General features: G+C 48.8%; 2 tRNA genes and 2 rRNA genes. All 4 read right to left on the reverse strand.

The window, feature by feature from the left end:
• Nucleotides 1–1,687 (reverse strand): 23S ribosomal RNA (locus tag Q0788_RS13810); the annotation flags it as partial.
• A gap of 346 nt (nucleotides 1,688–2,033) precedes the next feature.
• A tRNA-Ala gene (locus Q0788_RS13815) sits at nucleotides 2,034–2,109 on the reverse strand.
• Nucleotides 2,110–2,118: 9 nt separating this feature from the next.
• A tRNA-Ile gene (locus tag Q0788_RS13820) sits at nucleotides 2,119–2,195 on the reverse strand.
• 74 nt (nucleotides 2,196–2,269) lie between these two features.
• Nucleotides 2,270–3,808 (reverse strand): 16S ribosomal RNA (locus tag Q0788_RS13825).
• Between the last annotated feature and the right edge of the window lie 137 nt (nucleotides 3,809–3,945).

The following is a 3,945-nucleotide window of genomic DNA, read 5'->3' on the forward strand; positions in this document are numbered from 1 at the left end:
CAACAGCGTACCTTCTCCCGAAGTTACGGTACCATTTTGCCTAGTTCCTTCAGCAGAGTTCTCTCAAGCGCCTTGGTATTCTCTACCTGATCACCTGTGTCGGTTTAGGGTACGATTCGTTTATAACTATTGCTTAGAAGCTTTTCCTGGAAGCATGGTATTTGCCACTTCGCTGTACAAGTACAGCTTGCTATCAGATCTCGGTATAGAATAGCCCGGATTTACCTAAGCTATAAACCTACATCCTTTCACCTGGACAACCAACGCCAGGCTGACATAACCTTCTCCGTCCCTCCATCGCATTATAAACAAGTATCGGAATATTAACCGATTTCCCATCGACTACGCCTTTCGGCCTCGCCTTAGGGGTCGACTCACCCAGCCCCGATTAACGTTGGACTGGAACCCTTGATCTTCCGGCGTGCGAGCTTTTCACTCGCATTATCGTTACTCACGTCAGCATTCGCTCTTGTGATACCTCCAGCATGCTTTACAACACACCTTCACAGGCTTACACAACGCTCCCCTACCACTTGAAAACAAATTCAAATCCGCAGCTTCGGCTCCTAGTTTGAGCCCCGTTACATCTTCCGCGCGGGCCGACTCGACTAGTGAGCTATTACGCTTTCTTTAAAGGATGGCTGCTTCTAAGCCAACCTCCTAGCTGTCTATGCCTTCCCACCTCGTTTCCCACTTAACTAGGAATTTGGGGCCTTAGCTGGCGGTCTGGGTTGTTTCCCTCTCCACGATGGACGTTAGCACCCACCGTGTGTCTCCCGGATATCACTCATCGGTATTCGGAGTTTGCATCGGTTTGGTAAGTCGGTATGACCCCCTAGCCGAAACAGTGCTCTACCCCCAATGGTGTTCGTCCGAGGCGCTACCTAAATAGCTTTCGGGGAGAACCAGCTATCACCGAGTTTGATTAGCCTTTCACCCCTATCCACAAGTCATCCCCTGGCTTTTCAACGACAGTGGGTTCGGTCCTCCGGTGCCTGTTACGGCACTTTCAACCTGCTCATGGATAGATCACTCGGTTTCGGGTCTATACCCTGCAACTAAACGCCCTATTAAGACTCGGTTTCCCTACGGCTCCCCTAAACGGTTAACCTTGCTACAGAATATAAGTCGCTGACCCATTATACAAAAGGTACGCGGTCACCCAACAAGTGGGCTCCCACTGCTTGTACGCACACGGTTTCAGGTTCTATTTCACTCCCCTCACAGGGGTTCTTTTCGCCTTTCCCTCACGGTACTGGTTCACTATCGGTCAGTCAGGAGTATTTAGCCTTGGAGGATGGTCCCCCCATCTTCAAACAGGATTTCTCGTGCCCCGCTCTACTTAATATGTTAACTCTAATGTTTCGAATACAGGACTATCACCTACTACGGTCAGCTTTCCCACGCTGTTCTTCTACATTAGAATTAATCGGCTTCTCCCCGTTCGCTCGCCGCTACTAGGGGAATCTCAATTGATGTCTATTCCTAAGGGTACTGAGATGTTTCACTTCCCCTCGTTCGCTTCCTAATAAATTAGGATACCTACCTTATGGTAAGTGGGTTTCCCCATTCAGAAATCTCCGGATCACAGGATATTGCCGCCTCCCCGAAGCTTATCGCAGGCTGTCACGTCTTTCATCGCCTCTGACTGCCAAGGCATCCACCATGTGCGCTTCATTACTTGACCATACAACCCCAAGTAGTCTTTCGACTTCTAAGTGTCATACAATCTAATTATGATAACGATATCACCTATGTTTATACGCTTGATTCAGTTCTCTTTACTTTTTTAATAACTCACCCCTGGGATAACAACTGATGTCGTTAAGAGGCGAGTTATTAAGGTTAAGAAGTGCGCGTGAACACGCTCTTCCTAACCCAGACTCATATCTATGTTTTTAAATAGTCTCTATGCTCTCGTCGAGTCACAGATTCTGTATAAAACAGAAAGAAGTAATCAATCACAATCACTTGTTTCTATTTAATACCTATTTATTTATTAGCATCTAAAGCTTACTTAACCGTCTTAGTAGTGGTGGAGCCAAACGGAGTCGAACCGTTGACCTCCTGCGTGCAAGGCAGGCGCTCTACCAACTGAGCTATGGCCCCATTGTAAAATGGTGGGTCTAGGTGGACTTGAACCACCGACCCCCGCGTTATCAACACGGTGCTCTAACCAGCTGAGCTACAGACCCTAATACGTTTGTTAAAACGTAAGCTTAAACTAAAGAACAACTTGTTGTGAATTCTTGCTGACCGAATGCGTCTATAAGGAGGTGATCCAGCCGCAGGTTCCCCTACGGCTACCTTGTTACGACTTCACCCCAGTCATCAACCACACCGTGGTGAACGCCTCCCCGAAGGTTAAGCTATCCACTTCTGGTGCAATCAACTCCCATGGTGTGACGGGCGGTGTGTACAAGGCCCGGGAACGTATTCACCGCGGCATTCTGATCCGCGATTACTAGCGATTCCTACTTCATGGAGTCGAGTTGCAGACTCCAATCTGGACTACGATAGGCTTTTTGAGATTCGCATCACATCGCTGTGTAGCTGCCCTCTGTACCTACCATTGTAGCACGTGTGTAGCCCTGGTCGTAAGGGCCATGATGACTTGACGTCGTCCCCGCCTTCCTCCAGTTTGTCACTGGCAGTATCCTTAGAGTTCCCGGCTTAACCCGCTGGTAACTAAGGACAAGGGTTGCGCTCGTTGCGGGACTTAACCCAACATCTCACGACACGAGCTGACGACAGCCATGCAGCACCTGTATTCTAATTCCCGAAGGCACTCCCGCATCTCTGCAGGATTCTAGATATGTCAAGACCAGGTAAGGTTCTTCGCGTTGCATCGAATTAAACCACATGCTCCACCGCTTGTGCGGGCCCCCGTCAATTCATTTGAGTTTTAACCTTGCGGCCGTACTCCCCAGGCGGTCTACTTATTGCGTTAGCTGCGTCACTAAGTCCTCAAGGGACCCAACGACTAGTAGACATCGTTTACGGCGTGGACTACCAGGGTATCTAATCCTGTTTGCTACCCACGCTTTCGAGCCTCAGTGTCAGTATGATGCCAGGAAGCTGCCTTCGCCATCGGTATTCCTTCAGATCTCTACGCATTTCACCGCTACACCTGAAATTCTACTTCCCTCTCACCTACTCTAGCCTAACAGTTTCAGATGCAGTTCCCAGGTTAAGCCCGGGGATTTCACATCTGACTTATCAAGCCACCTACGCTCGCTTTACGCCCAGTAATTCCGATTAACGCTTGCACCCTCTGTATTACCGCGGCTGCTGGCACAGAGTTAGCCGGTGCTTATTCTGCAGCTAATGTCATCGTCTCCGGGTATTAACCGAAGAGTCTTCTTCACTGCTTAAAGTGCTTTACAACCAAAAGGCCTTCTTCACACACGCGGCATGGCTGGATCAGGGTTTCCCCCATTGTCCAATATTCCCCACTGCTGCCTCCCGTAGGAGTCCGGGCCGTGTCTCAGTCCCGGTGTGGCTGATCATCCTCTCAGACCAGCTACAGATCGTCGCCATGGTAGGCCTTTACCCCACCATCTAGCTAATCCGACTTAGGCTCATCTAATAGCGAGAGCAGTAAACTGCCCCCTTTCTCCCGTAGGTCGTATGCGGTATTAATACGAGTTTCCCCGTGCTATCCCCCACTACTAGGTAGATTCCTAAGTATTACTCACCCGTCCGCCGCTCGACGCCTGGTAGCAAGCTACCATCGTTTCCGCTCGACTTGCATGTGTTAAGCCTGCCGCCAGCGTTCAATCTGAGCCATGATCAAACTCTTCAGTTTAATCTTGCTATGAAGCTCTTTAAAGAAGCTTCTAAACTTGGCTCATCTAATCTGGCAAAATCGCTAAAAATTATGTTCGTAATGAATTAACTTTGAGTTTTTCTGCTGTCTTAAATGATAATTTTTATAGTTAATAA

It is taken from the genome of uncultured Psychrobacter sp. (assembly GCF_947500265.1).
GTDB lineage: Bacteria > Pseudomonadota > Gammaproteobacteria > Pseudomonadales > Moraxellaceae > Psychrobacter.